This window comes from Mycobacterium sp. 050134 (genome assembly GCF_036409085.1).
In the GTDB taxonomy this organism is placed as follows: Bacteria; Actinomycetota; Actinomycetes; order Mycobacteriales; family Mycobacteriaceae; genus Mycobacterium.
In genome coordinates, this window is sequence record NZ_JAZGLV010000009.1 from 178,390 (window position 1) to 204,234 (window position 25,845).

General features: G+C 70.6%; 24 protein-coding genes and 1 pseudogene. 15 read left to right on the plus strand and 10 right to left on the minus strand.

Annotated features, from left to right (window positions below; translation table 11 throughout):
- Window positions 1-27: 27 nt before the first annotated feature.
- The gene (gene bfr, locus SKC42_RS13105; protein WP_085257375.1) at window positions 28-507 is read right to left on the minus strand and encodes a bacterioferritin; all 480 of its coding nucleotides are present in this window, start codon (window positions 505-507) and stop codon (window positions 28-30) included.
- Window positions 508-835: 328 nt separating this feature from the next.
- On the opposite strand from bfr, the gene SKC42_RS13110 reads away from it, so the two are divergent.
- Window positions 836-1,015 (plus strand): (2Fe-2S)-binding protein, encoded by a 180-nt coding sequence (locus SKC42_RS13110; RefSeq protein ID WP_330964726.1) that lies wholly within the window; start codon window positions 836-838, stop codon window positions 1,013-1,015.
- A gap of 14 nt (window positions 1,016-1,029) precedes the next feature.
- Here the strand turns inward: SKC42_RS13110 and SKC42_RS13115 are convergent, their stop codons facing one another.
- The 4 genes from SKC42_RS13115 to SKC42_RS13130 are packed head-to-tail and all read right to left on the minus strand — an operon-like array spanning window position 1,030 to window position 3,950.
- Window positions 1,030-1,782: an enoyl-CoA hydratase/isomerase family protein gene (locus tag SKC42_RS13115; RefSeq protein WP_330964727.1), complete on the minus strand. Its 753-nt coding sequence runs from the start codon at window positions 1,780-1,782 to the stop codon at window positions 1,030-1,032.
- A gap of 51 nt (window positions 1,783-1,833) precedes the next feature.
- Complete coding sequence (locus tag SKC42_RS13120; RefSeq protein WP_330964728.1) at window positions 1,834-2,277, minus strand: TIGR03618 family F420-dependent PPOX class oxidoreductase; 444 nt, start codon at window positions 2,275-2,277, stop codon at window positions 1,834-1,836.
- Between the two features lie 9 nt (window positions 2,278-2,286).
- On the minus strand, window positions 2,287-2,988 hold the full coding sequence (locus tag SKC42_RS13125; protein WP_330964729.1) for a hypothetical protein: 702 nt from the start codon (window positions 2,986-2,988) through the stop codon (window positions 2,287-2,289).
- A 26-nt stretch (window positions 2,989-3,014) separates the two neighbouring features.
- Complete coding sequence (locus SKC42_RS13130) at window positions 3,015-3,950, minus strand: hydrogen peroxide-inducible genes activator (protein ID WP_330964730.1); 936 nt, start codon at window positions 3,948-3,950, stop codon at window positions 3,015-3,017.
- Between the two features lie 104 nt (window positions 3,951-4,054).
- On the opposite strand from SKC42_RS13130, the gene SKC42_RS13135 reads away from it, so the two are divergent.
- Genes SKC42_RS13135 through SKC42_RS13145 form a run of 3 tightly spaced genes read left to right on the plus strand, consistent with a single transcriptional unit; the run spans window position 4,055 to window position 6,509 of the window.
- Entirely contained in the window at window positions 4,055-4,642 is a 588-nt protein-coding gene (locus SKC42_RS13135) for a peroxiredoxin (protein WP_330964731.1), read from the plus strand.
- 9 nt (window positions 4,643-4,651) lie between these two features.
- Window positions 4,652-5,188, plus strand: a complete 537-nt coding sequence (locus SKC42_RS13140; RefSeq protein ID WP_330964732.1) for an alkyl hydroperoxide reductase — start codon at window positions 4,652-4,654, stop codon at window positions 5,186-5,188.
- A gap of 10 nt (window positions 5,189-5,198) precedes the next feature.
- A complete protein-coding gene (locus SKC42_RS13145; RefSeq protein WP_330964733.1) occupies window positions 5,199-6,509 on the plus strand; it encodes an alpha-amylase family protein in 1,311 nt (436 codons plus the stop codon).
- Here the strand turns inward: SKC42_RS13145 and SKC42_RS13150 are convergent.
- Window positions 6,506-6,943 (minus strand): DUF1810 domain-containing protein, encoded by a 438-nt coding sequence (locus tag SKC42_RS13150; protein ID WP_330964734.1) that lies wholly within the window; start codon window positions 6,941-6,943, stop codon window positions 6,506-6,508. The genes SKC42_RS13145 and SKC42_RS13150 overlap by 4 nt on opposite strands.
- A 36-nt stretch (window positions 6,944-6,979) precedes the next feature.
- Between SKC42_RS13150 and SKC42_RS13155 the strand changes: the two genes are divergently transcribed.
- From SKC42_RS13155 to SKC42_RS13180, 6 genes and pseudogenes are all read left to right on the plus strand, one after another.
- Window positions 6,980-8,242, plus strand: coding sequence for an alpha-hydroxy acid oxidase (locus SKC42_RS13155; RefSeq protein ID WP_330964795.1), 1,263 nt, complete (start codon window positions 6,980-6,982; stop codon window positions 8,240-8,242).
- Window positions 8,243-8,410: 168 nt separating this feature from the next.
- Entirely contained in the window at window positions 8,411-10,741 is a 2,331-nt protein-coding gene (gene lon, locus SKC42_RS13160) for an endopeptidase La (protein ID WP_330964735.1), read from the plus strand.
- Window positions 10,742-10,949: 208 nt separating this feature from the next.
- Window positions 10,950-11,375, plus strand: a complete 426-nt coding sequence (locus SKC42_RS13165; protein ID WP_330964736.1) for a hypothetical protein — start codon at window positions 10,950-10,952, stop codon at window positions 11,373-11,375.
- 158 nt (window positions 11,376-11,533) lie between these two features.
- Complete coding sequence (locus tag SKC42_RS13170; RefSeq protein WP_330964737.1) at window positions 11,534-11,866, plus strand: TfoX/Sxy family protein; 333 nt, start codon at window positions 11,534-11,536, stop codon at window positions 11,864-11,866.
- Between the two features lie 159 nt (window positions 11,867-12,025).
- Window positions 12,026-12,423 (plus strand): annotated as a pseudogene (locus SKC42_RS13175) (endonuclease); the annotation flags it as partial.
- Window positions 12,420-13,145: a DUF72 domain-containing protein gene (locus SKC42_RS13180; RefSeq protein ID WP_330964738.1), complete on the plus strand. Its 726-nt coding sequence runs from the start codon at window positions 12,420-12,422 to the stop codon at window positions 13,143-13,145. The pseudogene SKC42_RS13175 and the gene SKC42_RS13180, both read left to right, overlap by 4 nt.
- A 5-nt stretch (window positions 13,146-13,150) precedes the next feature.
- Here SKC42_RS13180 and SKC42_RS13185 read toward each other — a convergent pair whose 3' ends face one another.
- From SKC42_RS13185 to SKC42_RS13195, 3 genes are all read right to left on the minus strand, one after another.
- Window positions 13,151-15,232: an NAD(P)H-binding protein gene (locus SKC42_RS13185; RefSeq protein ID WP_330964739.1), complete on the minus strand. Its 2,082-nt coding sequence runs from the start codon at window positions 15,230-15,232 to the stop codon at window positions 13,151-13,153.
- A 128-nt stretch (window positions 15,233-15,360) separates the two neighbouring features.
- Window positions 15,361-16,845 (minus strand): acetyl-CoA acetyltransferase, encoded by a 1,485-nt coding sequence (locus SKC42_RS13190; protein ID WP_330964740.1) that lies wholly within the window; start codon window positions 16,843-16,845, stop codon window positions 15,361-15,363.
- An 18-nt stretch (window positions 16,846-16,863) separates the two neighbouring features.
- Entirely contained in the window at window positions 16,864-19,299 is a 2,436-nt protein-coding gene (locus tag SKC42_RS13195) for a CoA transferase (RefSeq protein WP_330964741.1), read from the minus strand.
- A 149-nt stretch (window positions 19,300-19,448) separates the two neighbouring features.
- On the opposite strand from SKC42_RS13195, the gene SKC42_RS13200 reads away from it, so the two are divergent.
- Window positions 19,449-20,375 carry an undecaprenyl-diphosphate phosphatase gene (locus tag SKC42_RS13200; RefSeq protein ID WP_330964742.1) on the plus strand — a complete coding sequence of 309 codons (927 nt, stop codon included), beginning with the start codon at window positions 19,449-19,451 and terminating at the stop codon, window positions 20,373-20,375.
- A gap of 77 nt (window positions 20,376-20,452) precedes the next feature.
- The gene (locus SKC42_RS13205) at window positions 20,453-20,953 is read left to right on the plus strand and encodes a DUF427 domain-containing protein (protein WP_330964796.1); all 501 of its coding nucleotides are present in this window, start codon (window positions 20,453-20,455) and stop codon (window positions 20,951-20,953) included.
- A gap of 16 nt (window positions 20,954-20,969) precedes the next feature.
- Here the strand turns inward: SKC42_RS13205 and SKC42_RS13210 are convergent, their stop codons facing one another.
- The gene (locus tag SKC42_RS13210; RefSeq protein WP_330964743.1) at window positions 20,970-21,473 is read right to left on the minus strand and encodes a GNAT family N-acetyltransferase; all 504 of its coding nucleotides are present in this window, start codon (window positions 21,471-21,473) and stop codon (window positions 20,970-20,972) included.
- A 112-nt stretch (window positions 21,474-21,585) separates the two neighbouring features.
- On the opposite strand from SKC42_RS13210, the gene SKC42_RS13215 reads away from it, so the two are divergent.
- The 3 genes from SKC42_RS13215 to SKC42_RS13225 all read left to right on the plus strand — a co-directional run bounded on the left by SKC42_RS13215 (window position 21,586) and on the right by SKC42_RS13225 (window position 25,842).
- Window positions 21,586-22,434, plus strand: coding sequence for an SDR family oxidoreductase (locus SKC42_RS13215; RefSeq protein WP_330964744.1), 849 nt, complete (start codon window positions 21,586-21,588; stop codon window positions 22,432-22,434).
- A gap of 46 nt (window positions 22,435-22,480) precedes the next feature.
- Window positions 22,481-24,883, plus strand: coding sequence for a phosphoketolase family protein (locus tag SKC42_RS13220; protein ID WP_330964745.1), 2,403 nt, complete (start codon window positions 22,481-22,483; stop codon window positions 24,881-24,883).
- Between the two features lie 200 nt (window positions 24,884-25,083).
- Window positions 25,084-25,842 (plus strand): CPBP family intramembrane glutamic endopeptidase, encoded by a 759-nt coding sequence (locus SKC42_RS13225; protein ID WP_330964746.1) that lies wholly within the window; start codon window positions 25,084-25,086, stop codon window positions 25,840-25,842.
- Window positions 25,843-25,845: the final 3 nt, after the last annotated feature.

Below are 25,845 nucleotides of genomic sequence, written 5' to 3' on the forward strand. Positions count from 1 at the left end.
GTCGGGGCTGCGGGTCCCCGCGCCGGGTCAGCTCGGGGGCCGCGAGACGCACTGGGCGGAGTAGAGCTCCTCGCCCAGCTTGTCCATCAGCTCCAGCTGGGTCTGCAGGTAGTCGACGTGCAGTTCCTCGTCGGCCACGATCTTCTCGAGCAGGATGGCGCTGGTGGTGTCTTGCTTCTCCCGGCACATGATGATTCCCGGCTTGAGGCGGTTCAACACATCGAACTCGATCGCCAGGTCGGCCTCGAACTGCTCGCGCAGCGTCTGTCCGACCCGCAATGAGCCGATTCGCTGGTAGTTCGGCAGGCCGTCGAGCAGCAGGATGCGATCGGTGATCGCCTCGGCGTGCCGCATCTCGTCGAAGGATTCTTCGCGGGTGTGCTTCGCGAGCTCCGTGAACCCCCAGTTGTCCTGCATCTTGGAGTGCAGGAAGTACTGGTTGATGGCGGTGAGCTCGCTGGTCAGCTGCTCGTTGAGCAGGCGCAGAACGTCCGGGTCACCTTGCATCGTCACTCCTCGGGGGTCATTGGCTTGTCCGGCTGCGGACGGGAGGGCCGGGCTGATGCGCCCCGTCCGCGGCCCGTAGCAGCACTGTGCCATGCCGGCATGGAATCTTCCAGGAAGGTATGCCTCGGCTCAGTGCGCGCCGAGGGTCCGATCCGATGTGGTGGTTAGGTTAGACTCCACTAACCTCCTTAGGTTAGACTCCACTAACATGCGGCAAAGTGATTCGGCGCGTTCGACCGGGATTCCGGCGTCGTGCGTGCGCGAATTGCGGTCGCCGGGCCGGGCTCTCGTCATGGGTGATCGTGTCGGCGCGCGAGGGGTGTGCTGAATGTACGTGTGCCTGTGTGTCGGGGCTACGAATCAGACCGTGTCCGACGCCGTGGCGCAGGGTGCGTCCACCTCCAAGGAGATCGCCGCCGTCTGCGGGGCGGGCGCCGACTGCGGACGTTGTCGACGCACGTTGCGGGCGATCATCGCGGCCTCGTGCAAGCTCGAGCCCGCGTCGTAGACGCTCAGCGGCGGTCAGTCCCGGTTGTTGAAGTCCGCCAGGGCGGCGGCGTTGGCGTGCGCGCCCATCAGCTCGGCGAAGTGAGCGTTCTCGCGCGCGCTGGCCGCCGTGATCTCGGGCCGGACGGGTTCCATCATGGTGTGCTTGACGGCCATGAGGCTCGAAATCGGGCGTGCGGCAAGGATTTCGGCGTGCCGCCGAGCCTCGGGTAGCAATTCCTCGGGTTCGCAGACCCGCCACACGAGCCCCATCCGCAGGGCCTCCCGGGCGTCGACCCACTCCGACGACAACAACAGCCAGGCGGCGTTCTGTCGGCCGACCAACTGGGGCAACAGGTACGACGACGCCGCTTCGGGTGCGACGCCCAGGCTGGTGAACGGGCACTTCAGCCGCGCGGTCGACGACATGAATGCCAGATCGGCGTAACCCAGGATGGTGGCGCCGATGCCCACCCCGACGCCGTTGACGGCACAGATCAGCGGCTTGGGAAAGGCGCTGAGGGCGTCGATCAGCCCGGGGAAGCCGTGCTTGCCCGGGGTGAAGCCCGGATCGGTGATGCGGGCCTGCATCTCGGCGAGGTCGGTACCGGCCGAAAAACCGCGGCCCGTGCCGGTCAGCAAAACGACGGCGACCTGCGGGTCGTCGGCTGCGGCCATCAACGCCTCGGTGGTGGCGTCGTAGAGGGCCTCGTTGAACGCATTCAGCGCCTCGGGCCGGTTCAGCGTGAGCGTGCGCACCCGCTTGTCGTCGTCGATGTCCAATACCACGGCTGCAGCCTAGCTTTGCGGTGACGGCCGGCGAACGCCCGGCGAAAAGACTCAGCCGTTGCTGTAGACGCGGGTCGGCACAATCAGGACGACGGTGCGGCGCTCCCGGGCCATGACGCGGTTGTATTCGTCCCAATCGTCGTGGGTGCCGCCCGCGGCGGTGAAGACCTCGCGGAGCAGGAGGCGCAACTGGTCCTCGCCGGCGAGCCAGGGTTGCGCATCGTCGGGTCCGGCCAGCTCCGCGCGGCCCTCCACGGTCGCCCACCGCCACCCGTCGCGGAACGTGACGGCGAGCTGCGGGCGGGCCCGCAGGTTGGCCAGCTTCACCTTGCCGTAGGTGGTGAAGCCTAGCGCCGGCTCACCGGTCGCCGGGTGCGGCAGCAGCCCGACGTTGACCAACGAGGCCTGCACCGTGGCGTCGGCGCGGACGGTGGAGACCACTGCCAGGCCGTTCTCCCCCGCGGCCAGCGCCACGGCTTCGCTCACTGTCGTCATGCGCGTCCCTTACTGCTCGAACGGCGCCTTGAAGACGTAGCGACTGGTGGGCACCGTGTCGATGTTCTCGTTGGCACCGAATGCGGTTGTGCTGGCGACCATTCGGCCGAGGCGGTCCTGCAGGTCGTTGTCGTCGGCGGCCCCGAAGAACGCCTTGATGTCGGTGATCGCCTCGGTGGGGAACAACTCCTCGACGATGCCCGCGATTCCCGGGGCGTCCGGGGTGAGGGCGCGGACGACGCAGTTCTGCGTGTAGCCGAACGTCGACTGCGTATCGATGGCCACCGGGGTGTGGTCGCGCTGCCACCGGGTCAGCCACGTCGTCTGGTCCAGGGCGGCGGGGCGGCGCAGCAGCGCGATGTTGGCCAACCCCGGCGTCCGGTCGCCGCGCGGCACCGCCGGCGCGGCGAGTGGGACCGACTCGGTCACCAGATACGCGGCGAGCCGCTCGCACTCGCCACCGAGCAGCTCGAGCGCCGCCGTGATCTGGTCGCCGTAGCATTGCTGGGTCCACAGGCTCACCACCGCGCCCACCGGCGGGTCGAGCGTGGTGAGCGTCATCAGCGAATGGCGCACCGCATCGTCGCGGACGTTGACCGCGAGCCCGGGGACGCCCAGCTCCAGCAGCGCCTTGGCGACCGGCCCGCGCTGGCGGGCGCACCACCTCTCGTCGGAGTCGGGGCGCATCAGCGCCACGATGACCTTTTCCATGGGGTGAACCTACGTCGTCGCGGGCGCTACTTGACCAGCCGCACCTGGTGTTCGCTGCCGATCAACCTGCCGATCGTGTCGGCGAGCCGCCGGTAGGACTCGTCGCGGCCGCTGGACGCGCGAAATACCAGGCCGATCCGCCGGCCCGGGCGCGGCGCGGCGAACTGCGCGAGGTCTAGACGGCTCCGCCCGGCCTCCACCGGCACCGCGCTCTGTGGGATCAGCGTCACCCCCAGCCCACCGCTGACGCATTGCACGGCCGTCGCGAGCGACGCGGCGCGCGTGTTGGCCAGCTCGGCCCGCACACCGGCCTTCTGGCACACGTCGAGCGCCTGGTCGCGCAGGCAGTGGCCCTCGTCCAGGAGGAGCAGTGGCAGGTCAGCGAGCGCCGTCGCCGGCACTCGGCGCCTGCCCGACAGCGGGTGGCCGGGCGGGAGCGCCAGAATGAAGTCTTCGTCGTAGATCGGGATCGCGGTGACGCCCGCCGCCTCAGCGGGCAGCGCGATGAGGGCCGCGTCCAGCGATCCCTCGCGCAGGGCCGTCAGCAGCCGCTCGGTCTGATCCTCGATCACCCGCAGGTTTAGGTCCGGGAACTGTTCGGTGAGCCCGGCCAGCACCGTCGGGAGTACGTAGGGCGCGACCGTGGGGATGAGCCCCAGCCTGATGCCGGCGCGCAACGGGTCCGCCGACCCGGCGGCCGCCGCGGTGAACTCGTCGACCGCCTCGACGACGGCCTGGGCGCGCGGCAGCAACTCCGCGCCCGCGGTGGTCAGGAACATTCGCCGCGTGGATCGCTCGATCAGCGGCGTGCGCAGGCCCGCCTCCAGTGCCGCGAGCGCCTGGGAGAGGGTCGATTGACTCACGCCGAGTGACGTTGCGGCACTGCTGAAGTGACGTCTCTCAGCCACGGCCACGAACGCACGGAGACCGGCGATGGTGGGCTGATAGCTCTTATCGGTCATACTTATGAGTATAGTGGCAAATATCACCTTTACCTGACAATGAATGCCAGGCAGCATGATGGGGCACACAAACCGTTTGCGGACCTAGCACTTAAAGGAGAGACATGGCTTTGCTCACCATCGGTGACCAATTCCCCGCCTACAACCTGACCTCCCTGATCGCCGGGGACCTGTCGAAGGTCGACGCCCAGCAGCCCGGCGACTACTTCACCACCATCACCAGCGACGACCACCCCGGCAAGTGGCGCGTGATCTTCTTCTGGCCGAAGGACTTCACCTTTGTGTGCCCCACCGAGATCGCCGCGTTCGGCAAGCTCAACGACGAATTCGCCGACCGTGACGCGCAGGTCCTCGGGGTCTCCATCGACAGCGAGTTCGTGCACTTCCAGTGGCGCGCGCAGCACGAGGACCTCAAGAAGCTGCCGTTCCCGATGCTTTCGGACATCAAGCGCGAACTGTGCCTCGCCACCGGCGTGCTCAACGACGACGGCGTGGCCGACCGTGCCACCTTCCTGGTCGACCCCAACAACGAGATCCAGTTCGTCTCGGTGACCGCCGGCTCGGTGGGCCGCAACGTCGACGAGGTGCTGCGGGTGCTCGACGCGCTGCAGTCCGACGAGCTGTGCGCCTGCAACTGGCGCAAGGGTGACCCGACCATCGACGCCACCGAGCTGCTCAAGCAGTCGGCGTAGGGGGGCGGGATGAGCATCGAGAACCTCAAAGGCGCGCTACCGGAGTACGCCAAGGACCTCAAGCTCAACCTCGGCTCGATCGCCCGGAGCACCGAGCTGAACGAGGAGCAGCTCTGGGGCACCCTGCTGGCCAGCGCCGCAGCGACGCGAAACACCCAGGTGCTCGCGGAGATCGGGGCCGAGGCGGCCGACATCCTGTCCGCCGAGGCCTACAACGCCGCGCTGGGCGCCGCGTCGATCATGGCCATGAACAACGTGTTCTACCGTGGTCGCGGCTTCCTCGAGGGCAAGTACGACGACCTGCGAGCAGGGTTGCGGATGAACATCATCGCCAACCCCGGCGTCGAGAAGGCGAACTTCGAGCTGTGGTGTTTCGCCGTCTCTTCGGTCAACGGGTGCCCGGACTGCGTTGCCGCACATGAGCACACGCTGCGCGAGGCGGATGTGAGCCGCGAGGCGATCAACGAGGCGCTGAAGGCCGCGGCGATTGTGGCCGGAGTGGCGCAGGCGATCGTCACCTCGCAGACGCTCGCCGGCGTCGGCTGAACACGGCGCCGTGACGGACCGGGTGACGGGACCAGGCTGGATCGAACACGCGATCTGGTGGCAGGTCTATCCCCTCGGGTTCGTCGGCGCATACCCATCGGCGGAGCCGCCGCGGCCGGATGAACACCGGCTGCGGCGGCTCACCGACTGGTTTGATCACGCCATCGAGCTGGGCGCGTCGGGAATAGCGCTCGGCCCGCTATTCGCTTCGCGGACACACGGTTACGACACCACCGACCACTACCGCATCGACCCCCGCCTCGGGGACGGCGCCGACTTCGACCACCTCGTCGCCGAGGCGCGTCGCCGGGGCCTACGCATCCTGCTCGACGGGGTGTTCAACCATGTCGGCCCGGACTTCCCCCGGTACCGCGGCGCCGCGAACGACGAGGCCGCCGCCCGATGGTTTCGCGGACGCCCGGGCCGGTTTCACACGTTCGAGGGCCACGAGGGCCTGATCACCCTCAACCACGACAATCCCGACGTCGCCGACTACGTCGTCGACGTGATGGCGCACTGGCTGGGGCGCGGGGCGGACGGCTGGCGCCTGGACGCGGCTTATGCCGTGCCGCAGGCCTTCTGGGCGTCCACCCTGCCGCGGGTGCGCGAGCGGCACCCCGACGCCTGGTTCGTCGGCGAGCTGATCCACGGCGACTACGCCGCGGCGGTGCGGGCGGCCACGTTCGACTCGGCCACCCAGTACGAGCTGTGGAAGGCGATCTGGAGCAGCCTCAACGACGGCAACTTCTTCGAGCTCGACTGGGCGCTGCAGCGGCACAACGACTTCCTGGCCAGCTTCGCTCCCCTGACCTTCATCGGCAACCACGACGTGACCCGCATCGCCAGCCAGCTCACCCGCCGCGAACACGCCGCCCACGCGTTGGTGGTCCTGCTGACCGTCGGCGGGGTACCCAGCGTGTACGCCGGCGACGAGCTGGGATTCCGTGGGGTCAAGGAGGAGCGGTGCGGGGGCGACGACGCCGTGCGGCCCGAGTTCGGGTCGCCACCAATGGAATTGGACGCATTCGGCATCGAGATGTGGGAACTGTACCGCTATCTGATCGGGCTGCGCCGCCGTCACCCGTGGCTACACGGGGCGTCCACCGGCGCGGTGCGGCTGGAAAACCGCGGCTACCTCTACGAGACCCGTAGCGGCGAGAACGCCCTGCTGGTCGCACTCAACATCTCCGACGAGCCGCAGCGGTTCACGCTGGACTGGGGCCGCGCCGCGGTGATCGCCGGGTCGGCCGCCCCGCCGCCGCAGGTCGTCGACACGGTGAACGTCGAGCCGCACGGCTGGCGGATCCTGCGCCCGGTCTAGCGGTCGGCCAGGAGTTTGAGCGTCAGCGCATCCTGCCGGCCGTCGTAGTACTTGTGGAGCAGGGCGAGGAAATCGTCGTTGTCGGCGGTGGCCCGTGCGAACAACGTCATCGACGAGCACAGCTTGAGGTCGTCCGGCGAGCCGAAGATCTGACCGACCGATCGGCCCTGTACCTCGTTGACCAGGCCGACGCACTCGTGCAGACGCGACCCGAGGACGGGGTGCCGCAGGTAGGCGCCGGCCTCGTCCAACGAGGAGATGCCATAGCGCTCGGCCGTCGGGCTGCTGCCCAGTCCGCGCAGCTGCGGGAAGACGAACCACATCCAGTGACCGCGTTTGCGTCCGGCCCGCAACTCTTCGACGACGCGGTCGTAGACGGGGGCCTGCGCGTCTGCGAAGCGCCGCAAATCGAAGGGATCGTCCGCCATCTCCATGTGACTACGGTGGCACACATGACTTCTAAATCTCATATGGCTTTTACCCAACGAACGGCCGTTACCCGAAGAGTGCCCAAGGTGCGGGACTTCGCGCCGTTGATCCACTTCAAGCGACCGGAGTTCGACGCGACCAAGCGCCGCCTCGACGCCGCGTACACGATCGACGACCTGCGTCGCATCGCCAAGCGCCGCACCCCCAGGGCGGCCTTCGACTACACCGACGGTGCCGCCGAAGAGGAGCTGTCCATCGCGCGCGCTCGACAGGCGTTCCTGGACATCGAGTTTCACCCGACGATCCTGCGTGACGTCACCAACGTGACCGCCGGCCGCAACGTCCTGGGCCAACCGGTCGTCCTGCCGTTCGGCATCGCACCCACGGGATTCACCCGGCTGATGCAGACCGAGGGCGAGATCGCCGGCGCCGCCGCGGCGGCCCGGGCCGGGATCCCGTTCTCGCTGTCCACCCTCGGCACCACCGCGATCGAAGACCTGGTGAGCGCTGTACCGCAGGGCAGGAAGTGGTTCCAGATGTACATGTGGCGCGACCGCGACCGGTCGATCGCGCTCGTGCGGCGCGCGGCGGCCGCCGGCTTCGACACCCTGCTCGTCACGGTCGACGTCCCGTCCGGCGGCGCGCGGCTGCGCGACAACCGCAACGGCATGACGATCCCGCCCGCGCTGACGCTGCGCACCGTGCTCGACGCGGTGCCGCACCCCAAGTGGTGGTTCGATCTGCTGACCACCGAACCGCTGTCGTTCGCGTCGCTGGATCGCTGGCCGGGCACCGTCGCCGAATACCTGAGCACGATGTTCGACCCGAGCGTCACCTTCGACGACCTCGAGTGGATCAAGTCGCACTGGCCCGGCAAGCTTGTCGTCAAGGGAATTCAGACGCTCGAGGATGCCCGCGCCGTCGTCGAGCGCGGCGTCGACGGCATCGTGCTGTCGAACCACGGCGGTCGCCAGCTGGATCGGGCACCAGTGCCGTTCCACCTGTTGCCGGCGGTGGCTCGTGAACTCGGCAAGGACACCGAGATCCTGCTGGACACCGGCATCATGGCCGGCGCCGACATCGTGGCCGCGATCGCGCTGGGCGCGCGGTTCACGCTCGTCGGGCGGGCCTACCTCTACGGGTTGATGGCCGGCGGCGAAGCCGGGGTGACCCGCGCGATCCAGATCCTCGAGGAGGGTGTGATCCGGACCATGCGGCTGCTCGGGGTCACCTGCCTCGAGGAGCTCACGCCCAAGCACGTGACGCAGCTGCGGCGATGGGGGCCCATTTCGCCGGCGGGTTAACGGGCCGTCCTCGGCCCGGCGGCGCCGAGATTGCCGCCGGGGCTGCGGTGAGGGCCGCTCGCACGGCCATGGCGGCAATCTCGGCGAGCCGCGGTGACCGTCCTCGGGCCGGGAACAAACCGGCGCACCGAGGGGTTAAGCGCATCAGACTCAACTTTTGGAGGACTGATGGCTGAAGCCAAATCGGTGCCGGTGCTATTCGTGACCGACACCATCGTGCTGCCCGGGATGGTTGTGCCGATCGCGCTCGACTCGAGCTCTGAGGCCGCGCGGGCGGCGATCGACGCCGCGAAGGCCAGCGAATCGGGGCAGCTGCTGATCGCGCCCCGACTGGACGACCGCTACCCCACGCACGGCGTGATTGCCAAGATCTTGCAGGTCGGGCGCATCGCCGGCGGCGGGACCGCTGCCGTCGTGCGCGGCGAGCGGCGGGCGCAGATCGGTGCCGGGGCGTCCGGCCCCGGCGCGGCGCTGTGGGTCGAGGTGACCGAGGTCGCCGACTCCGTGCCGACCGACGAGGTGAAGGCCCTCGCGGCGGAGTACCGCAAGCTGCTGCTGGCCATGCTGCAGCGGCGCGAGGCGTGGGAGATCGTCGACTATGTCAACGGCCTGACCGACCCGTCGGCGCTGGCGGACACCTCCGGCTACGCGTCCTATCTGAGCAGCACGCAGAAGCGGCAGCTGCTGGAAACCACCGACGTCGCCGAGCGGCTGCGGGTGTTGATCGACTGGACCAGCTCGCACCTGGCCGAGGTCGAGGTCAACGACAAGATCGCCGAGGACGTCCGCGAGGGCATGGAGAAGACGCAGAAGGAGTTCCTGCTACGCCAGCAGCTGGCCGCGATCCGCAAGGAGCTCGGTGAGGGCGAACCGGACGGTTCCGAGGACTACCGGGCGCGCGTCGAGGCGGCCGACCTGCCCGAGAAGGTGCGCGAGGCCGCGCTGCGCGAGGTCGGGAAGTTGGAACGCTCCAGCGACCAGAGCCCCGAGAGCGGCTGGATCCGCACCTGGCTGGACACCGTGCTCGACCTGCCGTGGAACGTGCGGACCGAGGACTCGACCGACCTGAAGGCCGCGCGCGAGGTCCTGGACGCAGACCACCACGGGCTGGACGACGTCAAGGAGCGAATCGTCGAATACCTGGCCGTGCGCACCCGCCGCGCGCAGCGCGGGCTGCAGGTCGTGGGCGGCCGCGGCTCCGGCGCGGTGATGGTGCTGGCCGGTCCCCCCGGGGTCGGCAAAACGTCGCTGGGTGAGAGCGTGGCCCGGGCGTTGGGCCGCAAGTTCGTCCGCGTCGCCCTGGGCGGCGTGCGCGACGAGGCCGAGATCCGCGGCCACCGGCGCACCTATGTGGGGGCGCTGCCGGGCCGGATCGTGCGCGCGATCGGCGAGGCGGGGACGATGAACCCCGTCGTGCTGCTCGACGAGATCGACAAGGTCGGTTCGGACTACCGCGGCGACCCGTCGGCCGCCCTGCTCGAGGTCCTGGACCCGGCGCAGAACCACACGTTCCGCGACCACTACCTGGATCTGGACCTCGACCTATCCGACGTCGTGTTCCTGGCGACGGCGAACGTCATCGAGAACATCCCGTCGGCACTGCTGGACCGCATGGAGCTGGTGCAGATCGACGGCTACACCGAGGACGACAAGGTCGCCATCGCCCGTGACTACCTGCTGCCGCGGCAGCGGGAGCGGGCGGCGCTGACCGACAACGAGGTGGTCGTCACCGACGCCGCGTTGCGCAAGATCGCCGCCGACTACACCCGCGAGCCTGGGGTACGGCAGTTCGAGCGGCTGCTGGCCAAGGCGCTGCGCAAGGTGACGACCAAGCTGGCGGACGATGCCGGACCGATGACGGTCGACGAGCCCGACCTCGTCGAATACCTTGGTCGGCCGCGGTTCACTCCCGAATCGGCCGAACGCACGGCGGTGCCGGGCGTGGCCACCGGCCTGGCCGTGACCGGCCTGGGCGGCGACGTCCTCTACATCGAGGCCGGTGCGACGGACGGCGAGGCGGGCTTGCAGCTCACCGGTCAGCTGGGCGACGTCATGAAGGAGTCGGCGCAGATCGCGCTGTCGTACGTGCGCTCGCACGCCGCGGAGCTCGGTGTCGACCCGAAGGCGCTGGACCGGCGGATCCACGTGCACGTGCCGGCGGGCGCGGTGCCCAAGGACGGCCCGTCGGCCGGCGTCACGATGGTCACCGCGCTGGTGTCGATGGCCACCGGACGTCAGGTCCGCTCGGACGTCGGCATGACCGGCGAGGTCACGCTGAACGGCCGGGTGCTGCCGATCGGCGGCGTCAAGCAGAAGCTGCTGGCCGCCCAGCGTGCGGGATTGTCGACGGTGTTCATCCCGGCACGCAACGAGCCCGACCTCGACGACGTGCCCGCGGAGGTGCTCCAGGCGCTGGACGTGCGGCCGATGACCGACGTCGCCGAGATCGTCGCGCAGGCGCTGCAACCGGTGACCGAAGCTGCGTCGGTAGCCGCCTGACGCTCGCTGGCAATAGCTTGTCGAATGGCTGGGACGTCGCTGCCAATTGATCGGTGCGATCGCGTTTTCGGCTCTCGGTGCCGGGGTAGCCGAGGAGTCGGGGGCCGATCCCCTCAGCCCAACCAAGGTGCTGAGGACAACTGAACAACGACGTCAACGCTGTTGCGCTGCCTGCGTGGCAGTCAAAACCGCTCGACAAGGAGTTCGCATGAAGCTGAACAAGATGGCGGCAACCGCTGCGATGGCGGGTGCCCTCGGGTCCGCGGCACTCGGCATCGGTGCCGGTATCGCACAAGCCGACCCGAACGGCCCCGGCCCGGGTGGCCCTAACGTGCCGGGACCCAACGTGCCTGGACCGAATGGGCCGGGGCAGCAGCCGGGTCCGGGTTACGTTCCGATTTGTAACCCTGGCGCGCCGGGGGTCAACTGCACCCGACCGGGTACGCCCCTGCCGCCCGGACAGCACGGTACCCCGCCGCCGGGACAGTACAACGACCCGCAGGGTTACGGGTTGCCGGCGACCTGGGTCAATCCGCCGAACTACCCCGTCGGCGAATACCCGATCTTCTTTAACCCGGATGTGGGCCAGTGGGGCGCCACCATCAATGGTCAGTTCGTGGTGTACACCCCCTAACCAGGCACAACGAAGCAGCCGCCCTCAGAGGGCGGCTGTCTTCGTCTGTTGGGCCTGGCAGCCGGGTGTCCTGCGCTTCCGGCTTGGCGTTGAATGGGGCGGTGCATCCGATTCGCCCGATGGTGCCGGCCTGCCTGTCGCGGTCGAGCTGACTCGGCATGGCGTACGACGAAGACCTGGCCAACGGGATCCGCGAACTCCTCGGCGCCGAGCGCGGCGTCGAGGAGAAGCGCATGTTCGGCGGCTTGGCCTTCCTGATCGACGGCCACATGTCCGTCGCCGTGAGTGGTCAGGGCGGCCTGCTGGTGCGGGTGCCGCCCGAGGATACCGAGGCGCTGCTGCGGCGCGACCACGTCGCCCCCATGGTGATGGCCGGGCGGGAGACCCGCGGGTGGATACGCGTCTCGGTCGGCGGGCTGCGGACCCGGCGCCAGCTGCAGGGCTGGGTGACGCGCGGCGTGGGCTATGCGCGCAGCCTGCCGCCGAAATAAGCGATGCCCGTTGGCGCGAGCGTGCGGAGATGTACACGTTCGGCGGCGTGTCGCCGTGCAAACACGCACGCTCGCGGAGAGAGCTCGCGGAAAGAGGGTGGGGCGGGTTCACACGGGCTGAGCCCGGGTAAGCGGTGCGGTGTGGGCAAGCGCGACGAGACGGTGAAACGGCTGCTGGGCGCCGCCCGCCCGACCCTGATCGACGCGTTCGGGCGCGCCCACTACGTGCGCTACGACGAGAGCTCGGCCACCCGCCTCACCGACATGGTCACGCTGGTCCGCGACGACTACTCCGGCGACCTGCGCGGCCTCGCCGAGCGCAGCGGGCACGACGTCGCGGCGGCGAAACGCATGCTCAAGCAGTTCAAAGGCATCGGCGACACCGGCGCCGGCATCTTCCTGCGCGAGGTGCAGGACGTGTGGACCTGGGTGCGGCCCTACTTCGACGACCGCGCCACCGAGGCGGCGCGGCAGCTGGGCCTGCCCTTCGGGCCGGCGCAGTTGCGCTCGTGCGGGTGTCGCTGGACGACGAGCTGCGTCGGCGGGTGACCGGTTGACGGTGCGGATCGGCACGTCCGGGTGGTCCTACAACCACTGGGTCGACGTGCTCTACCCGAAGGGGCTGCCGTCCGCGCGGCGCCTGGCCCGCTACGTCGAAGTGTTCGACACCGTCGAGCTGAACGCCAGTTTCTATCGCTGGCCGAAGGATTCGACGTTCGCCGGGTGGCGCGATCAGCTGCCGGCCGGATTCACGATGTCGGTCAAGGCGCATCGCGGGCTCACCCACTATCGGCGCCTCGCCTCGCCGGAGCCGTGGATCGAGCGGTTCGAACGCTGCTGGCAGCTGCTGGGAGACCGGCACGGGATCCTGCTGGTGCAGCTGCATCCCGAGCAGCAGCGCGATGACGGCCGCCTGGACGCGTTCCTCCGCTCCATGCCCGCGTCCATCCGGGTCGCCATGGAACTGCGGCACCCGTCGTGGAACGTCCCCGAGGTGTACGAGCTGCTCGAGCGCCGGCGCGCAGCCTACGTCGTAATGAGCGGCGCGGGCCTGCCGTGCATCCCGCGGACCACCACCGACCTGGTGTACGTGCGGATGCACGGCCCCGACCCGAACGCGATGTACGAGGGTTCCTACCTGGACGAGGACCTGCGCCGGTGGGCCGGCCTGATCGCCGAGTGGGACGGCGACGGCCGGGACGTGTGGATGTACTTCAACAACGATCTCGGCGGCCACGCCGTGCGTAACGCGCTGCGGCTGCGGGAGCTGCTGGGCTGAACCCGTCAGTCGCCGGGGTCGGCGGGGGCCCAGGTTCCGTCGATCACCTCGGGTGGGCGCTGCGCCTGCAGCCGTTCCCGCTCGGTCCGCCGCCGCTTGATCCGCAGCCGGGCGTCGACGGGCATGGTCAGCAGTTCGTCGCAGGTCAGGTAGTACACGTCGTCGACGACGTCGAACACGTCCGTCGAGACGCGCCGAGAACCCAACTCGCGCAGGGTCATTCGCATCTCGTGGGTGAACCGGAGGGTGGTGTCGAGGGCCGGCTCCCGCACACCGCGGGGGCCGGCCGACAGCCGCCGGGGCCGGGGCGCCGGCGGCGCCTCGGTGGCGTCGGCCGGGGCCGCCGCGAAGTCCGCGGCGGCCGTCAGGAGCATGACCGGGTCGTCGGCGAACATGGTGCTGGCCAGCTCCGCCTCACCGGGCCCGCGGTGACCGACCCGCGCGATCGCGGCGTCGACGGCCGCGGCGGTCTTCGGGGACAACGCCCGGATGCTGGCCAGGTTCCCCTCGCGGGCCAGCGCGCACAGCGGCGGGTCGGCGCGCAGCACCCCGGCCAGCTCCGCGGTCTCCGCGGCGATCCGGTGAGTTTCCATGATCATGCTCAACCCGGACGTCACCCCGGCGTCGATCAGGCCCAGCGCGGTGAGGATCCAGCCCTGGTGCATGCGGTCCCGCAGCAGCCGCAGCCGCACCTCCAGCGCCGCGTCGGGCAGCGACGCGAGTTGGGTCGCGTCGAGGTGTTCGGCCTCGGCGGCGGCGCTGAACGCCTCGGTATCGGTCTTCAGATGGCGCAGCAGCGCCAGCGAACGCACCGCGACCACCGCCTTGGCGATCGATCCCAGCGCCCCGCCGGCCAGTTGCGGCTCGCCGAACGGGAGCGGGTCGCCGACGTGCGGCTGCCCCACGAGGGCGTCGCGGGCGATGGCGTCCGGGTCCCAGCCGGGCAGCTGGGCCGCGGCGACGATGCCGGCCGACACGCCCACGTAGGCGCGGTGACCGAACACCGCGACGGCCCGGCTCCCCCACTCGTCGTCCACCGCGCCGCCCAGGGCGAGCACGCGCCCCATCACTCGGCCGGCCGTGCGGAGCCCGCTCAGCTGCACGTCGAGCGTCAACGGTGTCAGCGGCCCCGGCAGGGACTCCGCGAGGCCGGCCGCGCTGAAGACGGGGAACCGCGGGTCGATCCGGTCGTCGAACTCGCCCTCGAGCCCCTCGGGGGCCGCGCTGCGCAGCCCCTCCGACGCACGGGGCCGGGGAAGCACCTCCACGGGCAGTGGCGCCTGGCCGCCGTGACCGGTCGCGCCCGCGGCGGCGATGCGGCGGCCGACGAGCCCGCGCGTGGTGTCGGCGACGGCCTCCGCGGCGTGCCAGCCGAACTCGAACGTCCAGTCCTCGTGCAGGGCGGTGAGGTCCATCTCCGGGGCCAGCTGCGGCCAGCTGAGCACCTGATGCGGCGCCCGGGACCGCGGGTCGACGGAACGCAGCAACCGCCAGGCCGTGATCACGTTCACGGTGTCCGGGGTGGCCAGGTCCACGACACCGGTGCTTTCCGTGGCCACCGCCGACACCAGGAAGCGGACCAGGTCGTCGAGGTGCAACACCCGCATCGGCTGCGCGGAGGCCTTCGACAGCTTCGCGCGCAGCAGGGTGGCCACCGTGCGGCACACCATCCAGTCGAGCTGGCGGCCCACGGGAGGCGCGATGCGGACGACCAGCGTGGGGCCCCAGCTGCCGGAGACCAGCGCCTCGGCGGGTTGATACAGGTCTTGTGGTCCCGCCGCATGGGAGAGGAACAACAACCGGGCTCCCGCGCGCGCGGCGGCGTCCGTCACGTGCGCGACACCGTCGAGGTCGGCGCTGCCCGGTGCGCTGCCGTCGACCGGTGCCAGGTGGATGACGGCGTCGGCCCCGTCTGTCAGAGCCTGCAGGACGGGGTCGCCCAGCGGCGCGCAGACGAGTTCGACGGACGGGTCAAGGCCGGGATGGGGCCGCCGCGCGATGCCGGTGACCGTGTGGCCGGCGGCGATCAGCTGCCGTGCGACCAGCCGCCCGGTCGCGCCGGTGGCGTCGGTAACCAGGATCCGCACCCGGTCTCACCTCCACTGACCTCCGCTCACTTGCTCAGCGTCCCCGTCGACAATAGGCAAGTTGGCATGGCCTTAGCGACCGCTGATCCGAAAAAGGCTCCTTGAGCTGGCGCAACGACGCCAAACCGTTACTGCAACGTGGCGCTGCCGTCAGCGGCGACGGCAACGCTGGCGCCACCGATATCTTCGCTCACCGTCGCGCGCGCCGCCCCCGGATCGGCGATCACGGCCAGGGCGCGGGCCCCGTCGGGAGTGCGGACCGCCAGGAAGGCCTTCTCCGGCTCGCCCGCGCGGTCGAACGGCGTCGTCCATGACTCGACCGTCCCGACTCCCGCCCACTCGACCACTGCCTTCCGCGTGGGCTCACGGTCCACCGCCGGCTGCATGTCCTCCCAGCGGAACTCGGCGGGCGGCTCGGTCGCGTACACACCGAAGCTGTGCTTGGTCAGGTAGCCCCCGTTGGCGGTGATCAACCCGCGCCGGCCGGGGTTGGCCGCCAGCAGCCCGGCCATGGTGGCGATGGAGTGCATGACGTAGTTGTTCCACGGCCCGCCGGCGAACGTGAGACCGCCGGTGACGGTCAGGGGGCGGGCGGGGTCGTCGGCGGACAGTCCCAGTTCGGCGGCCGCCACCTGCACCGCCGACGGGAAGCACGAGTACAGGTCGACGTAGTCGACGTCGTCGACCCCCACGCCGGCCAGCTCGAGCGCGCGGGCGCCCGCGATCCGGATGGCGGTCGACCGGTGCAGCTCGTCGCGCTCGGCGACCGACGGGGTGTCGTGGGCGTCGGTGCCGGCGTGCGGGAAGACCCAGCGCTCCGGCGGCACCCGTAACCGCGTGGCCTGTTCGACCGACGTCAGCACCAGCGCCGCGCCCTGGTCCACCATGTTGTTCGAGTTCATCAGCTTGGTGTATGGCCAGCTGATCATCCGGTTCCGCGAGCCGGGTTGCCGGATCTCGGCGGCCGTGACGGGCGTGCGGATCCAGGCGTGCGGGTTGTCGACGGCGACGGCGTTGAAGCGCGCCCACAGCGTGGCGATCCGGTCGAGGTGATCTGCGATCGACTCGCCGCGGGCAATGCGAAGCGCCTCTTCGAACAGCGGATACACGTAGGCCGGGCGGTCCAGCCCGATCCGGATCTCGGCGTCACCCGCCATCGGGACGTCATCGCCGCTGACCTGCGCCACCGGCACCGACTGGTCCTGGGCCGTCCACTCCAGCTTCGCGCCGTGCGCCCGCAGGCCCCGCCTCGTGCGCCACGTCTCGGCGCCGGCCAGCAGCACCACGCCCGCCCGTCCGCCCTGAATGTCGAGGCAGGCCTGGTTGACCAGGGACTGCGGGACGTTGCCGCCGACCGGGCTGTACAGCGTGCTGAAGCCGTCGGCGCCGAGGCGCTGGCCGAGCAGCAGCCCGGGGTCGCGGTACTGGGCGGACAGGATGTTGACGACGCGGATCGAATCCACGGCCTCGATGACCCGGGCGTCCGCGGCCTCCCGCGCCGCGGCGACCATCAGGTCGACCGGTTCCACCGACCGCACCGTCGGGTCGATCTCGTCGCGGTAGTTGACCTGGCCGCAGCCGATCAGCACCGGTGTCCTTGGGTCGACGGTCATGGGACGAATTTAGCGTGGCTATCGATCCGAACCGGCCCGCGGGGGACCGAACAGCACGCGTTCGGCGAGGAGCCGCTCGGTTTCCGCGGCGTTCATGCCCAGCACGTCCCGGCAGATCTCGCGGGTGTCCTGGCCCGGCAGCGGCGCCGGGCGATGCGGGGCCGGCGGGATGTGCCGGAAAGGCGCAGGGCCGGTCTCGGCGGGCAATGCGCGCGCGATCAACGGATGCGCCATGTCGCTGAACAGCTTTCGCGCCCGCAGCTGCGGGTCCTCGAGGATGTCCGGCGGCCGGTTCATCGGCCCGGCCGGGACGCCGACCGCCTGCAGCAGCTCGGCCACCCGCACCGGTGTGCGGGTGCGGGTCCATGCGGACACCACTTCGACCAGCTCGCGCCGGTGGGCCAGCCGGGCCTCCCCGGTGGCGAAGCGAGGGTCGTCGGCCCACTGCGGGTGATCGAGGAGCTCGGCGACGCGCTGCCAGTCGTCGTCGGACGGGATCGAGATGACGCACCACTCGTCGTCGCCGGCGCACGGGTAGACGGCGTGCAGGGTGGTGTTATCGCGGATTCGGCTCAGGCCGGCGGCCACCGCGGCCTGGGTGACGTACAGGGTGTCGAGCTGGTTCACCACGGCTTCGGCTTGGGAGACGTGGACGTGGGCTCCCCTGCCGGTGTGGTCGCGGTGAATCAGCGCGGCCAGCGCGGCGATCGCGGTGATCCGCCCCACCACGTGGTCGGGAAAGATCGTCGTCGCGTCGTAGTAGGCGTGCCGCCCATCGTCGGCCCGATCGCTCCCGTCGTCCGGGTCAACCGGCGTCCCTGCTGGCGTCCATAGCCGGGTGACGCCGGTGGCGGCGCGGACCAGCGGGCCATAACCCATCCGGGTGCTCCACGGCCCCCGGTCGCCGTAGGCGCTGCTCTCGGCCAGCACGATGCGTGGGTTCGCGGCCCGCAGGGCATCATAGGAAAACCCAAGCGAGGCAAGGGTTCCGGGCTTGAAGTTGGCGAATACGGCGTCGGCCTCGGCGGCCAGCCGGTTGAAGACCCGCTTGCCCTCGGCGCCGCGCAGGTCCAGCCCGAACCCGAGCTGGTTGCGGTGCGTCCACGCGAACGACTCGCTCATCGCGTCGCCGGCGCGGGCCTGCCTCAGGCCGTCCGGATAGTCCGGGCTCTCGACCTTGATGACCTCGGCGCCCAGATCGCCGAACAGCCGGCCGAGCTCGCCGCCGGCCACGATGATGCCCAGGTCGAGAATGCGCAGCCCGCGGAAGGGGTAGTCGCCGACCTTGCCCGGTGCGGCGGGCGCGACCGGGGGGCCGCCGAGCCAGTACGGCTGGTCGTCTCCGACAGCGGGTGCCGGGGTGCGAAAGCCCGAGCGTTGTCCGTTGACGACGAAATAGCCGGTGGGGACTCGCGTGCGCACGCCGGGGACCAGCTCGGCCTCGGTGATCGCGTCCACGGCCCGGAAGTGTTCGGAGTCCAGCACCCAGGACGGCGGGAGCACGGCGGCGATCGGCACCCCGTGCGCCTGGCCGGCGGTCACCAGGTCCCTCATGGTCTGGCCGGCGAACAGTTTCCGGACCAGCGCGCCGATTTCGGGCCACGCCGCCATGCGCGCGCCGATCACGTCGTACTTCGGATCCTGGAAATCCTCCGGCTCCCCCAGCCAGCGCCGCAGCCCGCGCCACTGCCGCGGCGCCATGACGCACAACCGGACGAAGCCATCCCGGCACGGCAGGATTGGGTAGGCGTCCTGGTTTCTGGGCCGCCCCCGCCAGTGCGCGGCGCTGCGGGCGCCGGCCGCGGCCTGCCCGTGCGACCCGAAGGCCGGGTCGAGCGCCATCACGACGGCGTCGTAACGCGAAAAATCGATGAAATCGCCTGCGCCGCAGCGCAGCCGGTTGTAGTAGGCGACCAGCGCGGCCCACGCCGCCTGCACCGCGGCGGTCGCCGACGCGATGCCGTCGGGCGGCAACACCGGCGTGCCCGTGGGCGGGCCCGACCGCGACAGGGCCCCGCACATCGCGTACAGCACGGGATCGGTGGCGCACCAGGCGGCCCGCGGGCCCGTCGCGCCGAAGTCGGTGGCCGACAACACCACCAGATGCGGGTAGCGGGCGGCCAACTCCTCGCCGGAGGTGCCGAAGGCGATGACGCCGTCGGCGCCGCTGTCGACCACGATGTCGGCCTCCGCGGCGAGGTCGAAGAAGCGGACGCAGTCGTCCTCGTCGAACGGGTCCAGCACCGTCGCGCGCTTGTTGGCGTTGTGGACGGCGAAGGGGAGGGACGCACCGGCCAGCGCGGGGAGCGCCTCCCGCGCCGGGCTGCCGCCCGGAAACTCGACCTTGAGCACGTCGGCGCCCAGGTCGGCGAACAGGCGGGTCACGGCATCGGCATCGCCCGTCGACAGGTCGAGGACGCGAACGGCGTCGAGCAACCGGTCGGGCATCTGCACACCGTACCCGGCGGGCCGGCGGCAAAGACGGTACGGCGAGCCACCGGCCAAATGCGCACGCCCGCAAGCCGGTTCGGGGCCGAATTGCGCCCCCGCTACGCTCGGTACTTCGTGTCGGTTTGTTGGCGATGGAGAGGAACTCAACACCCGTGAGCGCGCACTTGAGCTACGTGGAAGCCCTGGTCGTCGGCGCGTTCCAGGGCGTCACCGAGCTGTTCCCGGTATCCAGCCTGGGCCACTCGGTGCTCGTGCCCGCGCTGATCGGGGGGCAGTGGGCCCGAGACCTCGACGTGTCGGCGCCCAAGTCGCCCTACCTGGCGTTCATCGTCGGGCTGCACGTCGCCACCGCCGCCGCCCTGCTGCTGTTCTTCTGGCGCGACTGGCTGCGGGTCCTGGCCGGCTTCGCCTCGTCGGCCCGGTGCCGGCGCATCCAGACGCCGGACGAGCGGCTGGCGTGGCTGCTGGTGGCGGCCACCATCCCGGTCGGGCTTGCGGGGCTGGCGCTCGAACAGCTGTTCCGCACCACGCTCGGCAAGCCCGTGCCGGCCGCGGCCTTCCTGCTGCTCAACGGCGTCGTGCTCTACGCCGGGGAGGTGCTGCGCCGGCGCGTCGCCCCGGCGGACGCCGTCGTCGGCGCCACCGCCGACCCCGACGGGCACCTCGATCACTCGGACGAGGCCATCGACCACCGGCTCGCCCAGCTGCCCGTGGGCCGCGGGGTGCTGATCGGCGCCGCGCAGATCCTCGCCCTGCTCCCGGGCATCAGCCGCTCGGGCATCGCGATCGTCGCCGGCGTGTGGCGCGGCCTGTCCCACGAGGACGCCGCCCGCTTCTCCTTCCTGCTGGCGACGCCGATCATCCTGGCCGCCGGGCTCTACAAGATTCCGGAACTGTTCGGCCCCCTCGGCGCCGGGATCGGCGGCCAGGTGCTGGCCGGCAGCGTCGCCTCGTTCGTCAGCGCCTACCTCGCCGTCCGGTACCTCACCCGGTACTTCCAGACCCGCACGCTGACGCCGTTCGCCGCCTACTGCGCGCTGGTCGGCGCGGGCAGCCTGCTGTGGCTGACCCTGCGTTAGGGCTTGAGGCCGGCGCGCCTGAGGCGTCGGGACGCTACTATCGCCGAATGGCCGCGCAACGACCCCGGGACGCCGAAATGGCCGACGCGACAGGCGATTCGACGGCAGCGCACCGGCGCGAATCGGTGTGGGACTACCCGCGGCCCCCGCGGGTAGAGCCGTTCACGGGCCGCATCACCGTCGAATTGGGCGGCGAGGTCGTCGCATCGTCCCGGCGGGCATGGCGGGTGCTCGAGACCAGCCACCCGCCGACCTACTACCTTCCGTGCGACGCCTTCAAGGACGGGGCGTTGCGGAAGGCGGCCGGAAGTTCGTGGTGCGAGTGGAAGGGGCAGGCGGCCTATTACGACCTGCTTGGCGGCGGCGCCGTCGCGCCGAAGGCCGCGTGGAGTTACCCCCATCCGACGCCCGGGTTCGCCGCCATCGCCGGGGCGGTCGCCGTGATGGCCGCGAAGGCGGACCGCTGCACGGTCGACGGGGAGGTCGTCGAGCCGCAGCCCGGCGGTTTCTACGGCGGCTGGATCACCAGTTGGGTCACCGGCCCGTTCAAGGGCGTCCCGGGATCGGTCGGGTGGTGACCGACCGCCGCCCCGGTTAGATCGGCGCGCACCGGTAGCGCACCAGCGGCGCCCGGGTGTCGCCGTAGCTCTCGGTGCGGCGCGCCCCGTCGAACCGCCATCCGTCGCGCTCGTAGAACCGCCTCGCCCGGGCGTTGCCGGCGAGCACCCACAGCAGGGCCTCCGCCACGCCGAGGCCACGCAGTCGCTCCCGCGCCGCGGCCATCAGGAGCCGCCCGACGCCCGTCCCGATGCAGCCCGGGTCGACGTAGAGCGCCATGAGCTCCCCCGCGTTCGGCCGCTCGCGGCTCAACCCGGTCGTGGCCAGCCCGCGGATCACGGCGCCGTCAACCGCCACCAGCGTCGACGGCAGCCCCAGCCCCACCCGCCCGAAGGCGTACCGCGCCGTCCACGCTTCGGGCCTCAGGCCATCGAGGTAGTCCGGCGCGAGGAGCCCGCGGTAGGCCGATTGCCACGCCCGGACGTGGACCCGGGCCACGTCGGGGGCGTCGGCCGCGACGGCCGGCCGCACCTGTGTCATCGCTGCAGTATCGGCGGATTGGGCCCGCGCCGGCCACCCGGTTGTTGCGCTGCCCGGCCCGGAGTGCTGTGCTTACCGAGTTGACACCCGTCAAGAAAGCGGAAGGGCGGCCATGGCAGACACGGCATCGATCGGGCTGAAGGTCCGCGGCAAGGTCATCGTGATCACCGGCGGCGCGCGCGGAATCGGCCAGGCGACCGCGACCGCGCTGCACAACCTGGGCGCGAAGGTGGCGATCGGCGACATCGACGAGGTGAAGGTCAAGGAGTCGGGCGCCGCCCTGGGCCTGGACGTGTACGGCAAGCTCGACGTCACCGATCCGCACTCGTTCGCGGACTTCCTCGACGAGGTCGAACGCCAACTCGGCCCGGTCGACGTGCTCGTCAACAACGCCGGCATCATGCCGCTCGGGCGGGTCGTCGACGAACCCGACGCCGTCACCCGGCGCATCCTCGACATCAACGTCTACGGCGTCATCCTGGGCAGCAAGCTGGCGGCGCAGCGCATGGTGCCGCGCGGATCCGGGCACGTCATCAACATCGCCTCGCTCGCCGGGGAAACCTACATCGCCGGGGCGGCCACCTACTGCGCCAGCAAGCACGCGGTGATCGGCTTCACCGATGCCGCCAGGATCGAATACCGCACGAGCGGCGTGAAGTTCTCGGTCGTCATGCCGACGTTCGTGAACACCGAGCTGATCGCCGGCACCGCCGGGGTCAAGGGCGTCAAGAACGCCGAACCGACCGACATCGCCGACGCCATCGTGGGACTGGTGGCGCATCCGCGGCCGCGGGTCCGCGTGACGAAGACGGCCGGCGCCATCATCGCGTCACAGAAGTTCCTGCCGCGCGCCCTGTCCGAGGGGGTAAATCGCCTGCTCGGCGGCGAACACGTCTTCACCGACGATGTCGACCCCGCCCGACGCCGGGCCTACGAATCCCGCGCCCGCGGCGAAGAGTGACCTTCATTTCTGGCGACGTTCATCCGGGCACCGGAGAATCGGCGGGGTGACCGCAGAAACCGCAGCAAGCCCGACAACCGCGACCCTCCACGACGACGAACTCGACCTCATCAACGCCTACTGGCGCGCCGCCAACTACCTGTCCGTCGGCCAGATCTACCTGCTGGACAACCCGCTGCTGCGCCAACCGCTGTCCGCCGACCACGTCAAACCCCGGCTGTTGGGCCACTGGGGCACCACGCCCGCGCTCAACCTGATCTACGCGCACCTCAACCGGATCATCCGCCGCCGCGACGCCAACGTCATCTACGTCACCGGGCCCGGCCACGGCGGCCCCGCCCTGGTCGCCAACGCCTACCTCGAGGGCACCTACAGCGAGGTCTACACGGGCATCGAGGAGGACGCCGAGGGACTGCGAAAGCTGTTCCGGCAGTTCTCGTTTCCCGGCGGCATCCCCAGCCATGTCGCCGCCCAGACGCCCGGTTCGATCCATGAGGGCGGCGAGCTGGGCTACGCGCTGGTGCACGCCTACGGCGCGGCCTTCGACAACCCGGACCTGGTGGTGGCCTGCGCGGTCGGCGACGGCGAGGCCGAGACCGGCCCACTGGCGGCCAGCTGGCACTCCAACAAGTTCCTCAACCCCGTCACCGACGGCGCCGTGCTGCCGATCCTGCAGCTCAACGGCTACAAGATCGCCAATCCGACGGTGCTGGCCCGCATCCCCGACGCGGAGCTCGAGGCGCTGCTACGCGGCTACGGCTACCGGCCCATCACGGTCGCCGGGGACGACCCGGCCGACGTGCACCGGCAGCTCGCCGCGGCGCTCGACGACGCGTTCGACGACATCGCGGCCATCCAGGGTGACGCCCGCCGCGGCGAGGCGACGCAGCGGCCCGTCTGGCCGATGATCGTGCTGCGCACCCCCAAGGGCTGGACGGGCCCGAAGGTCGTCGACGGGAAGAAGGTGGAGGGCACCTGGCGGGCCCACCAGGTGCCGCTGGCCGAGACCCACGACAACCCCGAGCACCGCGCGCAGCTCGAGGAATGGCTGCGCAGCTACCGTCCCGCGGAGCTGTTCGACGACACCGGCGCGCTGCGGCCCGAGCTGCGGGCGCTGGCGCCCCGCGGCGAACGGCGGATGAGTGCCAACCCGCACGCCAACGGCGGGTTGCTGCTGCACGACCTGGAACTGCCGGACTTCCGCGACTACGCGGTGCCGGTGACGCGGCCGGCCGCCGAGACGCACGAGGCCACCCGGCTGCTGGGCACGTTCCTGCGTGACGTGATCGCCCGCAACGCCGACCGCTTCCGCCTCATGGGACCCGACGAGACCGCCTCCAACCGGCTCGACGCCGTGTATGGCGCGACCGACAAGGTGTGGCTGTCCGCGCTCGGTCCCGACGACGAGCACCTCGCCCCCGACGGTCGCGTGATGGAGGTGCTCTCCGAGCACCTGTGCCAGGGCTGGCTGGAGGGCTACCTGCTGACCGGGCGGCACGGCCTGTTCAACTGCTATGAGGCGTTCGTGCACATCGTCGACTCGATGCTCAACCAGCACGCGAAGTGGCTGGCCACCAGCCGGGAGCTGCCGTGGCGGCGGCCGATCGCGTCGCTGAACTACCTGCTGACCTCCCACGTCTGGCGCCAGGACCACAACGGCGCGTCGCACCAGGACCCGGGCTTCATCGACCTGGTCGCCAACAAGCGGGCCGAGGTCACCCGCGTGTACCTGCCGCCGGACGGCAACACCCTGCTGTCGGTGGCCGACCACTGCCTGCGCAGCCGCGACTACATCAACGTCATCGTCGCCGGCAAGCAGCCGGCGCTGGCCTACCTCGACAAGGACCAGGCCATCGCGCACTGCGCCCGCGGCGTCGGCGTCTGGCAGTGGGCGAGCACCGCCACCGCCGAACCGGACGTGGTGCTGGCCTGCGCCGGCGACATTCCGACGCTGGAAATCCTGGCCGCCGCGGACATCTTGCGCCGCGAACTGCCCGGCCTCGCCGTTCGGGTGGTCAACGTCGTCGACCTGATGCGCTTGCAGCCCGAATCGGAGCATCCGCACGGCCTGCCGGACCGCGAGTTCGACGCGCTGTTCACGCGCGACAAGCCGGTCATCTTTGCCTATCACGGCTACCCCTGGTTGATCCACCGGCTCACCTACCGCCGCACCAACCACGGGCACATCCATGTGCGCGGCTTCAAGGAGCGCGGCACCACGACCACGCCGTTCGACATGGTGATGCTGAACGACCTCGACCGGTTCCACCTCGTCATGGACGTGATCGACCGGGTCGAGGGGCTGGGCAGCCGCGCCGCCGTGCTCCGCCAGCGCATGGTCGACGCCCGGCTGGCCGCGCGCAGCTACACCCGCGAGCACGGCGAGGACGATCCGAAGATCGCCGGCTGGACCTGGGAGGTGAGGGAGCAGAACGAGCGTAGGGAGTGATGCGAGCGAGGCGACCCATTGGCCTGGGAGGTGAGGGAGCAGAACGAGCGTAGGGAGTGATGCGAGCGAGGCGACCCATTGGCCCGGGAGGTGACCTCGGCGCCGAGATCGCCCTGGCGGCTGTGGTTTGGGCGAGGATGCGACCGTGGCGGCTACTTCGGCGAACCGGCGGCGGCCCGGCCCAAGGGTAAACTGGTCGAATGCCCGACGCACCCGCTGCCGCTGATACCCACCCCGTGGTCGCGCAGCTCTCGGCGTTGCACCGGTTCCGGGTCCGTCTCGACATCGCCGTCGTCGTCGTCGTGCTCGTGCTCACCAACCTGGTCGCGCACTTCACTACCCCGTGGGCGAGCATCGCGATCGTTCCGGCCGCCGCCGTCGGGCTGGTGGTGCTGATGCGCGCCAACGGCCTGGACTGGGTCGACCTCGGCCTCGGGCGCGAACACTGGAAATCCGGCGCAGCCTACGCGGTGGCCGCCGTGGTGGTCGTCGCGTCGGTGATCGCGGTGGGCGTGTTGCTGCCGGTAACCCGCCCGATGTTCCTGAACCATCGGTATGCCACCGTGTCGGGCGCGCTGATCGCCTCGATGGTCGTCATCCCGCTGCAGACCGTCATCCCGGAGGAGCTGGCGTTCCGCGGCGTGCTGCACGGGGCGCTGCACCGGGCCTGGGGCTTTCGCGGGGTCGCGCTGGCCGGCTCGCTGTTGTTCGGGCTGTGGCACGTCGCCACCTCGCTCGGGCTGACCAGCAGCAACGTGGGCTTCACCCACATACTGGGCGGCGGGATCGCCGGGATGCTCGCCGGCGTGGTCGGCGCGGTGCTGGCCACCGGCGCGGCCGGATTCGTGTTCAGCTGGCTGCGCCGCCGCAGCGGCAGCCTGATCGCGCCGATCGCGCTGCACTGGTCCCTCAACGGGCTCGGCGCCCTGGCCGCCGCGCTGGTCTGGCACCTTTCGTAGGGC

Bases quoted from the DNA above. Each gene is read 5' to 3' on its own strand.
- SKC42_RS13130 (WP_330964730.1), bottom strand. From the start codon at position 3,950: ATGACCGATAAGAGCTATCAGCCCACCATCGCCGGTCTCCGTGCGTTC.
- SKC42_RS13225 (WP_330964746.1), top strand. From the start codon at position 25,084: ATGCCCGACGCACCCGCTGCCGCTGATACCCACCCCGTGGTCGCGCAG.
- SKC42_RS13110 (WP_330964726.1), top strand. From the start codon at position 836: ATGTACGTGTGCCTGTGTGTCGGGGCTACGAATCAGACCGTGTCCGAC.
- SKC42_RS13165 (WP_330964736.1), top strand. From the start codon at position 10,950: ATGAAGCTGAACAAGATGGCGGCAACCGCTGCGATGGCGGGTGCCCTC.
- SKC42_RS13120 (WP_330964728.1), bottom strand. From the start codon at position 2,277: ATGACGACAGTGAGCGAAGCCGTGGCGCTGGCCGCGGGGGAGAACGGC.
- SKC42_RS13155 (WP_330964795.1), top strand. From the start codon at position 6,980: ATGGCTTTTACCCAACGAACGGCCGTTACCCGAAGAGTGCCCAAGGTG.
- bfr (WP_085257375.1), bottom strand. From the start codon at position 507: ATGCAAGGTGACCCGGACGTTCTGCGCCTGCTCAACGAGCAGCTGACC.
- SKC42_RS13205 (WP_330964796.1), top strand. From the start codon at position 20,453: ATGGCCGACGCGACAGGCGATTCGACGGCAGCGCACCGGCGCGAATCG.
- SKC42_RS13150 (WP_330964734.1), bottom strand. From the start codon at position 6,943: ATGGAGATGGCGGACGATCCCTTCGATTTGCGGCGCTTCGCAGACGCG.
- SKC42_RS13135 (WP_330964731.1), top strand. From the start codon at position 4,055: ATGGCTTTGCTCACCATCGGTGACCAATTCCCCGCCTACAACCTGACC.
- lon (WP_330964735.1), top strand. From the start codon at position 8,411: ATGGCTGAAGCCAAATCGGTGCCGGTGCTATTCGTGACCGACACCATC.
- SKC42_RS13190 (WP_330964740.1), bottom strand. From the start codon at position 16,845: ATGACCGTCGACCCAAGGACACCGGTGCTGATCGGCTGCGGCCAGGTC.
- SKC42_RS13210 (WP_330964743.1), bottom strand. From the start codon at position 21,473: ATGACACAGGTGCGGCCGGCCGTCGCGGCCGACGCCCCCGACGTGGCC.
- SKC42_RS13140 (WP_330964732.1), top strand. From the start codon at position 4,652: ATGAGCATCGAGAACCTCAAAGGCGCGCTACCGGAGTACGCCAAGGAC.
- SKC42_RS13170 (WP_330964737.1), top strand. From the start codon at position 11,534: ATGGCGTACGACGAAGACCTGGCCAACGGGATCCGCGAACTCCTCGGC.
- SKC42_RS13215 (WP_330964744.1), top strand. From the start codon at position 21,586: ATGGCAGACACGGCATCGATCGGGCTGAAGGTCCGCGGCAAGGTCATC.
- SKC42_RS13125 (WP_330964729.1), bottom strand. From the start codon at position 2,988: ATGGAAAAGGTCATCGTGGCGCTGATGCGCCCCGACTCCGACGAGAGG.